Annotated in this window: 12 protein-coding genes and 1 pseudogene; 1 reads left to right on the plus strand and 12 read right to left on the minus strand. The window is 37.6% G+C overall.

The genetic code is table 11. The features are described 5' to 3' along the window. Positions 1–14 precede the first annotated feature (14 nt). From BR50_RS01935 to BR50_RS12955, 11 genes and pseudogenes are all read right to left on the minus strand, one after another. Positions 15–1,835 (minus strand): bifunctional diguanylate cyclase/phosphohydrolase, encoded by a 1,821-nt coding sequence (locus tag BR50_RS01935; protein ID WP_170206175.1) that lies wholly within the window; start codon positions 1,833–1,835, stop codon positions 15–17. 70 nt (positions 1,836–1,905) lie between these two features. Continuing rightward, entirely contained in the window at positions 1,906–4,053 is a 2,148-nt protein-coding gene (locus BR50_RS01940) for a family 2 glycosyl transferase (RefSeq protein WP_034545676.1), read from the minus strand. 273 nt (positions 4,054–4,326) lie between these two features. Beyond that, a complete protein-coding gene (locus BR50_RS01945; RefSeq protein ID WP_034545679.1) occupies positions 4,327–4,980 on the minus strand; it encodes a CBS and ACT domain-containing protein in 654 nt (217 codons plus the stop codon). Between the two features lie 3 nt (positions 4,981–4,983). Continuing rightward, a complete protein-coding gene (locus tag BR50_RS01950; RefSeq protein ID WP_178377464.1) occupies positions 4,984–5,694 on the minus strand; it encodes an ABC transporter ATP-binding protein in 711 nt (236 codons plus the stop codon). Further along, positions 5,691–6,464, minus strand: coding sequence for an ABC transporter ATP-binding protein (locus BR50_RS01955; protein ID WP_034545683.1), 774 nt, complete (start codon positions 6,462–6,464; stop codon positions 5,691–5,693). Before BR50_RS01955 ends, BR50_RS01950 begins: the two co-directional genes overlap by 4 nt. Continuing rightward, positions 6,461–7,435: a branched-chain amino acid ABC transporter permease gene (locus BR50_RS01960; protein ID WP_034548882.1), complete on the minus strand. Its 975-nt coding sequence runs from the start codon at positions 7,433–7,435 to the stop codon at positions 6,461–6,463. The genes BR50_RS01955 and BR50_RS01960 overlap by 4 nt, the downstream gene beginning before the upstream one ends. A 9-nt stretch (positions 7,436–7,444) precedes the next feature. Continuing rightward, on the minus strand, positions 7,445–8,323 hold the full coding sequence (locus BR50_RS01965) for a branched-chain amino acid ABC transporter permease (protein ID WP_034545685.1): 879 nt from the start codon (positions 8,321–8,323) through the stop codon (positions 7,445–7,447). Positions 8,324–8,405: 82 nt separating this feature from the next. After that, entirely contained in the window at positions 8,406–9,551 is a 1,146-nt protein-coding gene (locus tag BR50_RS01970) for an ABC transporter substrate-binding protein (protein WP_034545687.1), read from the minus strand. 212 nt (positions 9,552–9,763) lie between these two features. Beyond that, on the minus strand, positions 9,764–10,738 hold the full coding sequence (locus BR50_RS01975; RefSeq protein WP_034545690.1) for an aromatic acid exporter family protein: 975 nt from the start codon (positions 10,736–10,738) through the stop codon (positions 9,764–9,766). A gap of 190 nt (positions 10,739–10,928) precedes the next feature. Further along, positions 10,929–12,119 (minus strand): RNA-guided endonuclease InsQ/TnpB family protein, encoded by a 1,191-nt coding sequence (locus tag BR50_RS01980; protein WP_034545692.1) that lies wholly within the window; start codon positions 12,117–12,119, stop codon positions 10,929–10,931. Further along, positions 12,061–12,282: pseudogene (locus BR50_RS12955) on the minus strand (IS607 family transposase); the annotation flags it as partial. The gene BR50_RS01980 and the pseudogene BR50_RS12955, both read right to left, overlap by 59 nt. 263 nt (positions 12,283–12,545) lie before the next feature. On the opposite strand from BR50_RS12955, the gene BR50_RS01990 reads away from it, so the two are divergent. Next, entirely contained in the window at positions 12,546–13,049 is a 504-nt protein-coding gene (locus BR50_RS01990; RefSeq protein ID WP_034545696.1) for an FUSC family protein, read from the plus strand. 533 nt (positions 13,050–13,582) lie between these two features. On the opposite strand, the gene BR50_RS01995 is transcribed toward BR50_RS01990, so the two are convergent. After that, positions 13,583–16,894 (minus strand): ABC transporter permease, encoded by a 3,312-nt coding sequence (locus tag BR50_RS01995; RefSeq protein WP_034545698.1) that lies wholly within the window; start codon positions 16,892–16,894, stop codon positions 13,583–13,585. Positions 16,895–16,907: the final 13 nt, after the last annotated feature.

The raw sequence follows: 16,907 nt of genomic DNA on the forward strand, positions 1-16,907 counted from the left end.
ACTGTCATAAGAACTTATTCCTTTAAAATTTCTTCTATACTTTCTAAAAAAAACCTGACAACTTCAGGATCAAATTGTGTCCCTGAATTTTTTTTGATTTCAACAATAGCTTCTTCTTGAGTCATAGCTTTACGATATGGTCGATCTTGTGTCATCGCATCATAAGCATCCACCACTGAAATAATACGAGATAATAAAGGGATATCGTGTCTCGTTAATCCATCTGGGTATCCCTTCCCATCTGAGCGCTCATGATGGTGCAAGATAGGCAGTGCAATATCAGCTAAACCTTCGATAGACTTAATGATTTGATAGCCAATAAACGAATGTTTTTTCATTTCGGCCATTTCTCCATCCGTCAATTTGCCTGGTTTATTTAAAATGGCATCATCGATCCCAATCTTACCTACATCATGCAGCTCTGCCAATAAAGCTAACTCATCCATTTGACAAGGTGACAATTTCATCTTTTTTCCAACACTTTTTGACAAAGTCACCAGTCTTTCTGCATGTTCTTCAGTAAACTTACTTCGTACTAATAAAGTTGTTTTGATAGAAGTTAAAAGAATATTACGCATACTATCGCGGTTGAGCATCTTTTGCTTATCCATATAATCTTGAGCCTTGTTGATCATTTTTTGGATATCATAATCCATCGTGCACTTTGTTTCAGACCCTAATGCAAGATTGATTGCTGCTTGGTCTTTACTAATTTGGTCATTGTACTCCCTGATCGCATCCTGAATTTTTTCAATGTGCCAAGAGACTTGTGAGCTGTCAGTATTAGGCAATAAAATACTGAATTCGTCTTCTCCGTAACGAGCAATATATCCATTTTTGGGAATACTTTCTCTTAAAATAGTTGTTATTGCTTTTAAGAGCTGATCTCCTTCGTAATGTCCATAGTGCTGATTGATTCTTCTTAATCCATTAACATCTCCCATAATGATTGACAGTGGTAAGTTCTTTTCATTGTCACAAGCAACTTTTAATTTCTCAAATTTGATGTGATTGAACGAACCTGTTAAAGGATCATGGAACATCAAATGATTGATTTCTGCTTGTTCTGCTTTTCTTTTTGTCATATCAGCAAAAGTTAATATTCCTCCAAGTAAGGTTCCGTTACTCGTTTTTGGTTTAACAAAATATTCCACTGGATAGAGGGTTCCATCCATTCGTATGAAATAAATCTCATTTGATTGACACGGCTGTTTTCCAATCAATTTATTGAGGATGTCCTGCTTAACGGTCGTTTCTTCTGTTGACAACGAATCCTTAATTAAATGATTAAAAATTGGTTGTCCTACCATTTCTGACTCTTCTTTTATCCCCAATAATTTCATACAATTGAGGTTCAAAAAAGTACATCTCCCATTCAAATCGATCCCGCAAATTGCTTCTTCTGTTGAATCTAATATCAAACTCAATTGATTTTCGGTTTGTTTTAAATCTTCTTGTGCAATATTTTTTTGTAATAGTTCAGTTGTTGATTCTGTATAGGATATAGCCGTATATTCCTTCTCAAACGAAAAAATTTGGATTCGGTAAAACTGTTTTTTTAATTCAAAATAGTAGTCTGTTTTATCATTTTTTTTTGCTTTTTCACTTGCTTTTAAAAACTGTATTGTTTTTAAATTTATTGATTCGGAAATTTCTGTTACTTTCTTTCCGAGCAATGCATCTTTGTTCATTCCTATCAAACATTCGTAAGCAGGATTTAAATCTTTATAGATCCCATCTATAACCTTGTTATTGTTATCCTTAACCAGTTCAAAGCAAACAAAGGGATTTAGACTTGCCTGAATTATTTCTGCATAAAAAGATGGCTCCATCATTCTTCCCTCCTTATACTTCACTCGCCTCTTTTGTGAAGTTTCGTAAAATATCTCCTTGTTCTTTAATGCTTTATTTATCATATTCTAAAAAAGCTTCTTTTAATAAGTAATAGGATGGTTTCAATCGTTCGTGGTATGTGGGCAATTCCCACGGTTCCCATAAATAAGGTTCTAACATTATTTTATTGGGCTCAGTGGATCCCTTTTTCACTAAAGCTGCCCCTAGATAAATATTTTCTACACTAACTGCTTCAATACCTTTATTTTGATACAGATCTCCTATAATTTGTTTCGTTGAAGGATCCATGACATTCAATAACTGCCATGGCAAAGCAATTTCAACAATACCATCTTTCACTGCAAAATCAGTCAATGAATTGTACTCTTCATGTTCCGGATTCCCATTTCCTAATACTAAAGCTCCTGTTTCATACTTTGAAAAAGGGATAACTTCATTTGTTTGAGGCAACGTTAATTCAGCTGACAAAGCATGATTCATTGGGTTAAACAACCCTGAATTTTTTTTCGTGTAAGCTGGTTGCTTCTCGATTGCTTCTAATTTTTCTGCATATTGGTAATAATAAGAGTCGTAATAAGCATCTACCATAATGGAGGATCCCGTCGCTCCGTTTATTTTTACTAGAAAATCAGTTGGTCGAGAAAAAATTAATGAACCATCAGCTGTTTGACTATTTCCTTGCTCATCTTTTACATCAATAGCAATAACTAATTGATCTTTTTCAAAATCAAAATCTTTCGCTTCTAATTTCACATAAAGGTATTTTTCATCTGATTTTACTGAAAGAGTATTTTCTTCATTTTTTGACAACTGGTCTTTTTCACTCCACTCAGAATCATTTCCATCAACGTAGACTACGCTTTTTTCTTTCCCAGGATCAAAAGCCAGCAACCCGAAATGTTGCTCATTGGTTTGAGGATTAGACCAGTATGGTCGACGGTCAGACAAATCAAAATCTAGTGTGTTCCAAGTTCGTTTAAACCATTCATCTTGCCACGTAAACACGAGTCCTCCTAAATAACCTTCGTCGTGTATATCCTGCATCATATCGATCAACATTTCGCCTTGTTCGGTCTCCTCAATGCCTCCTTGGTTAAACCCTGAATACAAACTTTCATGAGCTTTCCCTCTAGAAGCCGGTATTCCAAATTCAGCTACCATAACTGGCACAGTATGTTCTTTGATCAGATCTCTTAAATAAGCTTTATAAGTATTGATACTGCCGTCTTCATTTTTCACTTCAGCATACTCAGGCTGATGATTTAGAAATTCTGGATAATAAGGATAGACGTGATAAGAAGCAAATAATCCAGTTTCTAATTGATCTGTGCCTTTTATATGTTCTGTGTTTACGACTGCCATATCCTCAGTCCCATCCGGTTCATTTGGATGATCTAGCATATCTGTCGTTAGCCAGTTGGTATAGCTCAGTGGACGCATAGTTTGATACTCTTGAACTTCATAGGATAAAGTAGCATCCCCTACTTCCGCTAAGAATACCTCAAACGGCGAAGCTCCATCTGTATACAAGTAGTCCCCTTCAAATGCAGTCATTTCTGGGTTCGCTTCATTTGTTTGATTGACAAAATAAGGATCCCATTCGACACCTAATATCCAGCCTATAACGTACTTAGAAATATCTTTTGTGTATTTCCCATCCGCGAAGCCGGCTTTTTCGGGTAAGTTTGCTTGACCGTGTAACACATCTACTAAATTTGTAGCATCTTTTATGAAGTCTTTTTTTATTTTTTCATCTTCAGCATAGGCATCGCTCAATTCAGCAATTCCCTCTTCATTCAAATATACACCGTGCATTAAGTATAGCGGATCGTCATTTTGCAAGTTAAATTCATACAGAGCATCATAAAAATCCGGTTTTAAAATAGTATATACCCGAATAACATCTGCATTCATCTCTTTGATTTGTTTAAACCAACGCAAATATTCATCTTTTGTAATAGCTAGTTCGCCTGGAAAAGTTCCTGGCTTTGCAGCTCCCATATTCACACCAGCTAAAAATGTAGTGGTCCATTCACCATCTTTATAAATATAGAATTCTTTTCCTTCAACTTTTGCTACGTAAGAAAGATCGTTTTCAGATTGGTAAACTGTTTCTTCAGTTTGATCCATAAAAAAAAGGCCTCCTCCGATAACTAATAAACTAAGTGCTATTCCAATGATCATCCCTTTTTTTCCCATTTCCCCACTCCTTTTAGTCAATGTACTAGCTACCTCAACAATGAACTTTTATTTTCAATAAATCGGTTCCAATTATCTTTCTATGTATTAAAAATCCGACTATATTAATTACTATAACCGAACGCCGTCTTTAAGGATAGCGGATTTTAATTTTTTTTTGATCTTGGCTCTGAATCATTGTTTTATTCTTGTTCTAACAACAATAAATCAGCCTGCAGCAAAGAAAATCAGTGCTGATTTTCTTTGCTGCAGGCTGCTTTTCTCTAGATTTTTTTATCTTTTTCCTGCTTTATAGATTGCTGAACTAACAGTATAACCACTTGTCGTTAAAATCTCTTTTATCGTCTTTGTATCTGGACTATCCATTTGAATGATCACTTCCGTAAAATCATCTTTTCGGTAGACCGCGATTTGATTAATACTAATCTGAGCTTCGGCTAAAATATTAGTGATATCTTCAAGGATCCCTGGCTGGTCTTCTGGAATATCAATCACAATACGGCTCCCTTTATTGTTATATCCCATAATATCGATAAAGGCGCTAAAAATATCCTTATCGGTGATGATTCCTACAATTTTATTTTGGTCTTCTACTACAGGCAAAACCCCTACTTTTTGGTCGCGCATCCGAGACGCAGCTTCTTCTAGCAGGTCATCTGCCTGGATCGTAACGACTTTTTTATGCATGATATCGCCAACTTTAGTTTTGGTCAACAAATAATTCATTTCATGGATACTCAAACTTGTCGCGGTGGAAGGAGAATTTTCTTGGATGATCTCTTGTGTAACTAATCCGACCATTCGCCCATCTTTTACTACTGGCAAACGATGAAAATCATTTTCTTTCATGATATCTAGTGCTTCTAAAATTTTTGTATCCTCTGAAACGGTCACAACATTTGTCGTCATATAACTTTTTACATCCATCTCTTAACCTCCCAAATAAGCTTTTTGAACTTCGTCACTTGCCAGCAATTCTTTGCCTGTACCGGTTTGAACGACTTTTCCGGTTTCCAGAACATACCCCCGATGGGCCACTTCTAGAGCTACTTTTGCATTTTGTTCAATCAATAATACGGTCGTTCCTTGTTTATTGATCATTTGAATGATGTTAAAAATTTCTTTGATAAATAGCGGTGCTAATCCCATTGAAGGTTCATCTAACAACAGTAGTTTCGGTCTGGACATCAGCGCTCGTCCCATAGCGACCATTTGTTGTTCCCCACCAGATAGGGTTGCTGTATCTTGTTTTTTCCGTTCTCCCAAAACCGGAAAACGGTCAAAAACCATCTTCAAATCTTTTTGGATATCATTTTTATCTTTTCTAAGAAACGCTCCCATTTCTAAATTCTCCATAACGGTCATTCCTTTAAAGACATGCCGTCCTTCTGGAACTTGAGAAATACCCAACTGAACGATTTTTCGTGTCGATTCTTTTTGTATCGGTTGACCTTTGAAAATGATTTCGCCAGATTTTGGACGATGCAAACCAGAAATGGCCTTTAAAACGGTTGACTTCCCCGCCCCATTAGCACCAATCAGTGAAACGATCTCCCCTTCATTAACTTCAAAGTTGATTTCTTTAGTAGCTTGGATAACGCCGTAATAAACGGATAGATCTTTTACTTTTAACATCTCTATTCACCACCTAAATATGCTTTGATGACCGCTTCGTTGTTCTTGATTTCCATAGGTGTTCCGTGAGCGATCATTCTGCCGTATTCTAATACGTAAATGCGTTCACATACATCCATGACTAAGGACATATCGTGTTCAATCAATAAAATTGTGATTTTAAATTCTTTTTGGATCTGGCGGATCAAAGAAGTCAAATTAGCTGTTTCTTGCGGATTCATTCCTGCTGCTGGCTCATCTAAAAATAATATTTTAGGTTTTGTGGCCAATGCGCGAACGATTTCTAGGCGTCTTTGTTCTCCGTAGGGTAAATTTTTTGCTAACTCTTTTACTTTGCTTTCTAAGTTGAACAGCGCTAACAGTTTGAGCGCTTCATGACGCATTTTTTCTTCTGATGCGTAATATGCTGGCGTCCTAAAAATACTGGCCACGGTACCGACTTTATTTTTTTCATGCATGCCAATCAAAACATTTTCTAATACGGTTAAATCTTTAAACAATCGAATATTTTGAAAAGTTCTTCCTAAACCCATAGCTGTAATATTATATGTTTTTTGTTTGATCAAAGAGGTTTTTTTACCCTCTACTTCTAGATCGATACTCCCTTCAGAAGGCTCATAAACACCTGTTAACAGATTGAATAACGTCGTTTTTCCTGCACCGTTTGGGCCGATCAATCCGACTAATTCATTGTCTTCCAATTGCATATTTACCATGGAGACAGCTGAAAGTCCACCAAAGTTTTTTGTCAGCTGTTTAACTTCTAATAAACTCATTCTGCTCCCCCCTCTTTCATCGAAGCTTTTTTATTTTTGCGGTCTAATAAGCCAGAAATAGTAAATTCTTTTGTTCCCAATAAGCCAGAAGGTTTGAACACCATGATCGCGACCAGCGCAATTGAATAGATGATCATTCTCAACTGTCCAAAAGGCTGCAAATAAATATTTAAAATACCTAATACGATCGCTGCAACGACACTCCCAGTCATGCTTCCTAATCCACCAAAAACCACAATGATCAAAATATCAACAGATTTCATAAAAGTAAAATCGGCTGGACGGATAACACTGAAATAAGAGGCGTGCAATCCACCTGCAGTCGCTGCAGAAGCTGCTCCTAAAACAAACGCGATGATTTTATATTTTGTCGTATTGATCCCCATCGACTCTGCTGCAATCTCATCTTCACGAATGGAGATCGTTGCTCGTCCTGGACTGCTTTTGATATAATTCATCGTAATGATCAAAGAAATCACGATAAAGGCAAACGTGATTTGCCAATTAGCAATAAAAGGGATCCCGCTTAAGCCAGCAGCTCCGTTTGTAATACTGTTCATGTTCAAAATCACGATCCGAATGATCTCAGCTACCCCTAAAGTAGCAATTGCTAAATAATCCCCTTTTAATCGTAAAGTAGGAATCCCTACTAACAAAGCCACCAGACTGGCGATGGCGATCCCTAAAAGCATTCCACCAAGCAGACCCGCCATAGTAGGATATTTGATGCTGATAATGCCGGTACAATAGGCACCAATAGCCATGAATCCTGCGTGACCTAAGGAAAATTGGCCTGAAAATCCAATGATCAAGTTTAATCCAGTTGCTAAGATCACATTGATCAGAATGGTCATCAACGTTATTTCATAGAAAGCATTGATTATGCCTGTCATTGTGCCTATTTGAATGATCGCATAAACGGCTGCAATAAAAATGAGCCAACCGAGATTTTTCTTATTGAATTGTTTCATTCTTATCACCTACACTTTCTCTTTTACATTTTTACCAAGCAAGCCTGATGGTTTAAAGATAAGAATAATGATCAAAATCAAGTAAACGACCGCATCTTTGATCATTGATCCGCCATATCCACTGACCAATGTTTCAATGATTCCGATTGTAAACCCACCAAACATAGCTCCTGGGATGATCCCAATTCCGCCTAATACAGCCGCAATGAAGGCTTTCAATCCCGGGGCGTATCCCATCATAGGTTCAATCGAGTTGTAATACAATCCGACTAAAACTCCTGCTGCGCCTGCTAATGAGGAGCCAAGTGCAAAGGTAAATGAAATCACGTTATCGACATTGATCCCCATCAAGCGAGCGGCGTCTGCATCTGTACTAACAGCTCGCATAGCTTTTCCCATTTTCGTTTTTTGAACAATAAGTTGTAAAGCTAACATCAAAATAATCGTTGTGCCAAAAATCAAAATTTGAGTTTGACTGACTTGTAATCCAGCAAATTCATAAATGTTATTCTCAATCACTTGTGGAAAGGCTCTCGTTTCTGAACCTACCAAGTAGATCATGCCATTTTGCAATAAATAAGACATTCCGATAGCTGTGATCAAAGCGGCAACACGAGTAGCATTGCGCAGTGGCTTGTAAGCAATTCGTTCAATAGCAACTCCCAAAACAGCACAGAAAACCATGGATAGGATCATTGCCGGCAAGAAGCTTAGCTTAAGAGAGTTGATAGCTGTGTAACCAACAAATGCCCCCACCATATAAATATCGCCATGAGCAAAGTTAATCAATTTAATAATGCCATATACCATGGTATATCCTAATGCTATCAAGGCATAGATACTTCCTAAAGAGAGTCCGTTGATCAGTTGTTGTAAAAATGCTTCCATAGTATGGCACCTCTTTCCATTTTTAAAATATGAAAGGGTGCTAAGCAAAAACCCGCTTTGCACCCTTTCGTTTGATTTTTCATTAAGGAGTAACTTCTGTATTACCGGCCTCAACACCATCTTGCAATTCAATAACTAAAGTTGATTTTACGGGATTATGATTTTCATCAAATGAGAATGTCCCTGTTACGCCATCAAATTCAGTGATTTCTTCAAGTGCTGCTGTTATCGCTTCTGGTGTTGCTTCACCAGCTTCTTCGATTGCTTGAGCTACAAGGTAAGCTGTATCATATGCAAGAGCTGCAAACATATCTGGTTCCACATCATATTCGGCTTTATAAGCTGCAATAAATTCTTGCACTTGGGCATCCTCACTATTTGGTGAGTAATGAGCTGAGTAATAAACATCATCCACATTATCTACTCCAGCCAATTCAAGTAATGCTTGGTTTCCAAAACCATCAGCACCCAATATAGGTTGGGTGATCCCCATTTCACGCGCTTGTTTGATGATCAATCCTGCTTGGTTGTAGTAGCCTGGCAAGAAAATAAAATCAAAATCAAGATCTTTTATACGAGTTAAGATAGCGCTGAAATCAGTATCATCAGCAGTGAAGTTCTCCTCTGCTATGATCTCTCCCTCAAACGTTCCTTCAAATGCATCTGTTAAGCCTAGTGCGTAATCACTTGAACTATCGCCAATTATCACGGCTTTTTCAGCACCTAATTCATTAGCAGCAAATTCGGCTAATGCGATTCCTTGAAACGAATCTTGGAATGATGTGCGGAAAATATTTGGTTGAACCTTGCCACTTTCATCAAGTGTCAAACTATCATCTGTGCCAGAAGGAGTAACTAATGTAACGCCTGCTCTTGTAACAGCTGGCGTAGAAGCTTTGACCGCTCCTGTTGTTGCTGGTCCTACAATAACGGGTACTTCATCTTGAGTCGCTAATTTCGTTGCGATACTAGCCGCTTCAGTATTGTCTGATTTTGTATCGTATTCGATTAAATCAATTTTTTTGTCCAGAATTCCGCCATCCTCATTGATTTCTTTAAAGGCTAAATTCACTGCATTTGCTTCAGCCGTTCCGTATGCTGAGACTTCTCCAGTTTTTTCAAACATCGATCCTATTTTGATTTCATCTTCATTACTCCCGTTTCCAGTGCCACATGCCGTAGCTGCTAACGATAGAGCTGCTATTCCCATTACCAATCTTTTTTTCATTTTCTTTTCCCCCATTTTACGCTCTTGCGTTAGTTGATCACTCTAATACGGATCAGTCAATTATTAAAATAGCCTGATAAAATGATTTGTTAAGGATTAGTATAGAATATTCTGAATATTTAATCAATAGTAATTTACCTTATTTTTAAAAATAAAAATCTCATTGTTTAGAGGAAACAAAAAAAGTGAGGAAAATCCCCACTTTTTTCTCGCTATATTGTTGTTTCACCCATTTCTTGCTGTTCATAGAAATCTTTTTTTATTTGAATGAACCGCGAAAAATCATTTAAAAGCACAAATAATGCCGCACGATTTTCAAACTCACTTCGTGTTTTAGGCAGATCGCTATTTCTGAAGTCAGTTAACATGGACTCAAGATCTTTCATCAAGTCTATTGCGGGGTTGCTTTCGTGCAATTGATTTGCCGTTTGCTGAAATAGTCGTGCTAATGTATTATTTTGCTTTGTTGGCAATGAACATACACTTATATCGATCGACATTTCTGCCAGTATTTTTGCCTGCTGTTGCCGCATATCAATATATTGAATCATATAATCATCATTTTGGCTTAGTAATTGATTATTAAATTCTAAATAAGCCATCTTTTCTGCGGTTTTCAAGTTTACAGAAAGCTCTTTTATAAAAATTTCTACTTGATCATTTGGATAACCTGTTTCCAATACAACAGCAAAGTTCATTAGAACGTGTTTCATTTTTTCTTCAATCTCATCTCTTAGTTGCATTAATTGATTCTCTTTTGAAGGCATATATAAATTAAATAAAATAGCCATTCCTACACCTATCACCATCAATGACATTTCATTTGCAAGCCAAGTGATTGAAGTACTTTGTTCTAATAATAAATGAGAAACAAGCACAGAACATGGTGCTATTCCCACCTCTAAATTTAATTTATACGCTAAAGGAATATAGATCAGAAGATAAATTCCAAATACGATCGTATTAAATCCAACTAGTTGAAACAGGATCGTTGCCACACCCAAAGCTAAAATCGTTGACCCTACTCGTTGTAAAGCGATTATAACGGATGACTTTTTGGTATCTAGTACACTTAGGATAGCCACAACTCCTGCTGATACACTGTATTCCAATTGAAATGCTTGGGCTATCAAGATTGCAATGGTTGTTGCTAAAGCTATTTTTATTGCTCGTAAAGAAACGGTCATTCTTACACTGCTACTCAAAATATGGAAAAACGTCCATATCGAGATTTTTCTGGTACTCGCGTAACCAAAATTACTGCGTCACCGTGTCCCAGCTCGCCGCGTTCTCGCTACTATGGTTTATGTAACACTCAACAGTCTTAAATTCCCGAATAAGCCTTCGGTACATGCTATGAGTTGCGTATGTGTTATATTATGCAATTACCTCATAGATCGATGCGTCTCTCAAATTATAAGCGGCATTCAAGTCACGGTCGGCAGAATACCCACAAGGACAGAGAAAGACTCGATCGTTCAATTTCAAATCTTTCTTGATGGCCTTACAGGTATGGCACGTTTTAGAACTTGGATACCAACGACTAACCAAACGAAGTTCAATCTGGTGTTGCGTTGCTTTCGTTTGCAACTTGGTTCTAAATGTGTAAAAACCTTGCTTGCTGATGGCTTTTGAGAGGTGTCGATTCTTCATCATTCCCCGTATATTCAAGTCTTCGATCGTGATATAAGCTGGTTTGGTTCTTACCAGTGACGCCACGATTTTGTTTTGATAATCTTGTCTTATATCCGCTAGGGTTTGATGAAGTTTTTGTACTTTCAGCAGTTGTTTACAGACGTTTTTTCGAGTAGACTCTCCTTTTTTCAGTTGTTTTTGGGTGATACGTGTTTTTTCTGCTTCGTATTTCCTCGATAGCACACGTTGTTCACGCTTAAGTTTCCGCTCAAGTTTTTTGATCCGTACTGATTTATTGTTGTTCTTATAAATCATACCGTCTGAAAAGACAGCAAAGTCTTTTAAGCCTAGATCAACCCCAATCCCAGCAGACGGTGTTTGTTTTAGTGACGCTGTTGAGATGGATTGTTCAACTAAAACCGAAACATAATAGCGATCCGCTTGTTTACTGATTGTACCGCTTTTAATCATGTGTTGGTCATCGTGCGTTGGAATATACCCTTTTTCTTTGAGTTTCACCCAACCTAACGTCGGTACTTTGATTCGATGACGTTCTGATTGAATGACGTGCTTAGCGTCATTCTTAACAAAATACAGTTTGGTTTTTTGTTGGGCTTTTTTCTTAAATTTTGGGTAACTTGATAAGCCTTTGAAAAAAGATTTAAAGGCTTTTTCCGTATTCATGATGGCTTGTTTGGTTGATTTAGACGATACTTCTTTGATCCAAGCATAATCTGGATTGTTTGGAATAAACTCATTGTTCAACCATTTTGAGAAAGTCCTACCTGAAATAAACGATTGATCTTTTTTATATTGTTCTTGATTTTTAGCGATGTATTCGTTTGAGACCCATCGAGCTACACCAATGGTTTGGTCAATCTTTTGTTGTTGGTTCAGTGTCGGTTGGATCTCCGTTTTGTACGCGGTTAACATCACCATCACCTTCAATCTTACGTTTGTATTTTCGCAAGCCGTAAACGCGACTGCTGAAGACATGAATGATCGAGATTAGATCCTCGACTAATTCTTCTTGTGGGAATAGATCAACAGTTTTTAATACAATGATTTCTGTATCAAATTTCAAACACACTCGTTCGGCCATTTTTTTGGGTTTTACCATCAATAAAACCTCCTCTATATATAAATTACATCACGTATGTCTATTTCTGTTTATATTTTTACATATTATTGTCAACTATTTTCGTACTCCTTTGATATGAATCCTAGTTCAATATTACCTTACTTTTAGCAAAACTAAAAATTTTTATTTGCATTACATTTATTTTCCCTTATCATTGAAACTATGTGCACCAAAAACAGAATGCTATAATGCTTCTTAATAGAAAGTGATGGATACAAATGACTATTGGTAATTATCGTATCGGCATGCGCACACTCAAAACAGGATTAGCTGTTGGGTTGTGTCTTCTTTTATTTCATTTTCTCGATAGAGAACCTCCTATGATTGCTGCATTGTCAGCTGTCTTTGGTTTAAGGGAAGATTGGCAGAAAAGTTTAAAGTTTGGGAAAACAAGAATCTTTGGAAATTCTATTGGAGCTATTTTTGCTGCTTTTTTAGTGCTATTGCAACAATTTTCGGGTCAATTCTTTTTAGTCGAAATGATTGGTGTTCCTCTTAGTGTCATTCTGATCATTGTTTTTTGTGATCTAACTAATTATAACAACGGTATTATTGGAGCAAGTGCTGCTTTTTTAATCATCTATTTTAGTATACCGACTGATGAAACAGTGCTTTATGCTTTTGCCAGAATTGTGGATACTTTTATAGGAACTTTTATTGCTATTTCAGTTAACCGCCTGATTCCTGGTGGGCCAAAACCATCTGATAAGTTTCAAACCTGATGGCAAATCGGTTGATCAATAAAATAAGCCTTCAGCTCTTAACTTAAAGAGCTGGAGGCTTATTTCTTTAGTTTCTCAATAAACTGCGTTGGTCTCCTAAAGAAATTTCTTTTGGAATAACGGGTTTGCTTGTATAGAGCCATGATACCGCCTTGACGTCGAACTCCGCATCCTGTAGTTGAGCTGTACTTCCCAGACACTGGGCTATTTCCAATATTTGACGCAATGCGCAGGATGCTCTTGCTTTCAAATCTTGGAAATCGCTGTGTGTCTAGACGGGAAGTTCAGCATCCTGTTTAGTTGAGCTGTGTTCGACAGGCTCTCGGAAAAAACAGAATCTCTACAAGGATGGAACATCCTCTGCGAGATTCTTTGTTTTTCTGTCAAGCCTTGACGTCGAACTCCGCATCCTGTAGTTGAGCTGTGAGACCCAGACACTTTGTAAAAAAGATAAATCCCGCCGAAGATGAAACATCTTCTCTGTGATTTCCTGTTTTTACTGTGTGTCTTTCGGGGTCTCTTCGCATCCTATATTAATCTACTGATTTTAGGGCTTCGATCATGTCGACTTTTTTGAGTTTGTGATGCATGGCGATCATAACGATTCCGGAGAATACGAGGGTTATGATTGCTGAGTAAAGATAGCTCAATGGTTGAATCGTTGGGCTAAACATGAGTTGATCGATTTCTGATGTGTCTAATACGAAACTGTGCAGCATGATACCTAATACTGAACCAACGACAATACCCATTACAGTAAGAATAATATTTTCACGATAAATATACATAGTCACTTCTTTATCGAAAAAGCCTAACACTTTGATAGTGGACAATTCGCGTTCACGTTCAGAAACGTTGATATTGGTCAAATTGTATAACACCACAAAAGCCAGTAAACCCGCTGAGGCGATCAATACCAATGTAACGACTCCTAAACTTCCCATTGTTTCTTCAAATGCTCCACTGACATCACTTACAAAGTTGATCGATAAAACACTTGGTTGTTCTATCAAAGTGGATCCTAGGGCTTCTTCGTCTACTTTGCCTTTGCCATAGTTTAATAATTCCGTTGTATATTCAGGTGCTTTTCCGAATCTTGTTTCATAATAGTCTTTATTCATATACACATAGTGACCAGTGTAGTTTTCAACGATCTCATTTATGACTACTTCTACTTCTTTATTATCTGTGTCGGTCAAAATCAATTGATCGCCCTTTTCAACATCGATCAGTTCAGCTAATTTTTCACTGATGATCGCACCTTCTTCGGGTAACGAATAGGTTTGACCAGAAGAACGGTCGTTTAAGAGAACGTAATGATCAAAGTTTTCAGTTGTTTCAGGAACAAAAACGGTAACGGTTTGTGTATTGACCCCTTCAACATCTACTGTGTAACTTTCTTGACTAACTTTTAATGACTCTTCAATAGCCGTTTGTTTAGCTATTTCTTCATCATAATCCGATTTATCAGTTTCGCTTGCATCTGTATTGAGAGCCACAATGGCATCATATTTCATAACCTTGCCATACTGTAGATCTGCCACATCTGAAATAGAATCCGATATACCAAACCCCGTTAAAATCAATGCTGTACAGCCTGCGACACCTAAAACCGTCATCAACATACGTTGTTTGTACCGGAAAAGGTTCCGTGCTGTTACTTTTTGAATAAAACCAAGCTTATTCCAGATAAATGGAATACGTTCTAATAAAATACGTTTTCCTATTTTAGGTGCTTTTGGACGCATCAATGTAGCTGCCGAACTTTTCAAAGCTACACGTGTAGCTAGATAAGCTGCTGCGACGGTACCAAGAATTGCCACTATAAAGGAAATAACTGCATAACTGATGTAATAGGTTATCCGAACGTCTGGCAGATTATACATTGAACCATATGCGTCAAAGATAACTTGAGGGAATAATTGATATCCGACAACTAAGCCTATGATCGTTCCTAAAACACTTGCTACTGAGGCATATACTAGGAACTTTTTAGAAATATCCCAATTTGAATACCCTAAAGCTTTTAAGGTTCCAATTTGCAATCGTTCTTCTTCTACCATCCGAGTCATCGTGGTCAAACAAACCAATGCGGCGATCAAGAAAAAGAAGACGGGGAATACTTGCGCAATAGCCGATATTCTGTCTGCATTATCACTGAATTCACCATATCCAGGATTTGTTGAGCGGTCGAGCACATAATATTCGGGCAATTCTAGCGCTTCGATGTCTTTTTTAGCTTCTGCAAGTTCTGCTTCGCCATCTTTAATTTCTTTTTCAGCATCTGCCGATTCTTTTTTAAATTCAGCCAGTGCTGTTTCATAATCTGTTTTTCCTGTTGTTAGTTTTTCAAGGGCTGTAGCTAGTTCAGCTTCACCTTTGGCTTTTTCTTGGTTCAACTGTTCTTGAGCATCAGCTAATTGAGCTTCGCCGTTAGCAAGAGTTGTTTTGGCAGCTTCAAGATCAGCCAATCCTTGTGTAATATTTTTTTCATTGGCTATCAGATCTGCTTCGGCTGCATTTAATTGAGCGCGTGTTTCGTCAAAATTTGCAGCGACTCCATCTACTGCAGCTGAAACTGTGCTCTTTGGAACAACTCCAGCAAAGTAACCTGTAAAGGATTCTCCCAGCGAAGGGTCAACAGCAGTAGCAGCTTGAGTAATGCTTTTTTGTGTTTCAACTGGCACAGTTTCAATTGGCATGGCTAACACTGCTCTGGCATTTTCAACAAATGTTTCTCCATCAGCTAAGGGTTGCTCTGCAGCTGCTTTTTCTGTTTCAAAATTAGCACGGGCATCAATAAGCTGCTTTTGGGCTACTTGTAAATCAGCTTCATTTGCGGCTAATTCGGCTTTCCCATCCTCTAATTCTTGACGTTTTTGATCGATCGTAGCTTGAGCATTAGCTATTTGCGTTTCTAAAGCAGCCGATCCTTCATCGTAGTCTGCTTGGCCTTGATCCAGAGTTGCTTTAGCATCGTCCAACTGTTTTTGACCATCGGCTAATTGCTGCTTGGCATCGTCAATTTCAGCTTGTCCATCATCGATCTCTTTTTGAGCTTCGGCACGAATTTCAGCTAAGCGTTCTTCTGGTCTTTGTTCAACTGCCTTTTCAATTTGATCCATCTGTTCCTCGATATTGTCCTCATACTCTGACGAATAGGACACAAGTGACTGATTCTGTTCAAAAGATAGATAAGCCTCTGTATAAACTTCTAAATTGAAGTCTTCTTCAAGAATAACAGCAAATCCGTCTAATGTTCCTTTTCCGACCGTACTAGCACCTCTTGCAGATTTTTCAATGTATTTCGAGCTGTTCACAAAACCGACTACTTCGAAAGTTGTTGTGGCAAACGAATCCTCTAATATTGTTTCTTCGTCTTCTGAAGAAAGAGTGACCGTATCTCCGATTTTGTAAGCACTGGTCATCTTATCATTGTTATCTAAAGCAATTTCACCCGTTTTTTCTGGCAAACGTCCAGATTCGATGGCAAATTTGTTTTGTGCTGTTTCCTCATTTAAAGAGTGACCCATTAATTTAGCAACTAAACTGCTCTTCTCAAAAATGACATCTTGACTATAACTCATGGTTACAGCTGCACCTTCGATACTTTCTAATATTGTTTGGTCGTCCTCGTTAAGTCCGTACGTGGATACTACTTTTGTATCCATTAGGTTTGTCTCTTTATAATAATGATCAGCTGTATCGATCATATCTGGCCCGGTTGCTTTGATTCCGGCAAAAAAGGCCACTCCTAATGTAATAATGGCAAAAATGGATAGAAATCGTGTTTTTGATTTCCCCATCTCTTTGAAAATATCTTTCCATAGTGCTTTCTTTTTCACGCTCGCTCACCCC

Origin of the sequence: Carnobacterium alterfunditum DSM 5972, assembly GCF_000744115.1 — a bacterium.
Classification (GTDB): Bacteria; Bacillota; Bacilli; order Lactobacillales; family Carnobacteriaceae; genus Carnobacterium_B; species Carnobacterium_B alterfunditum.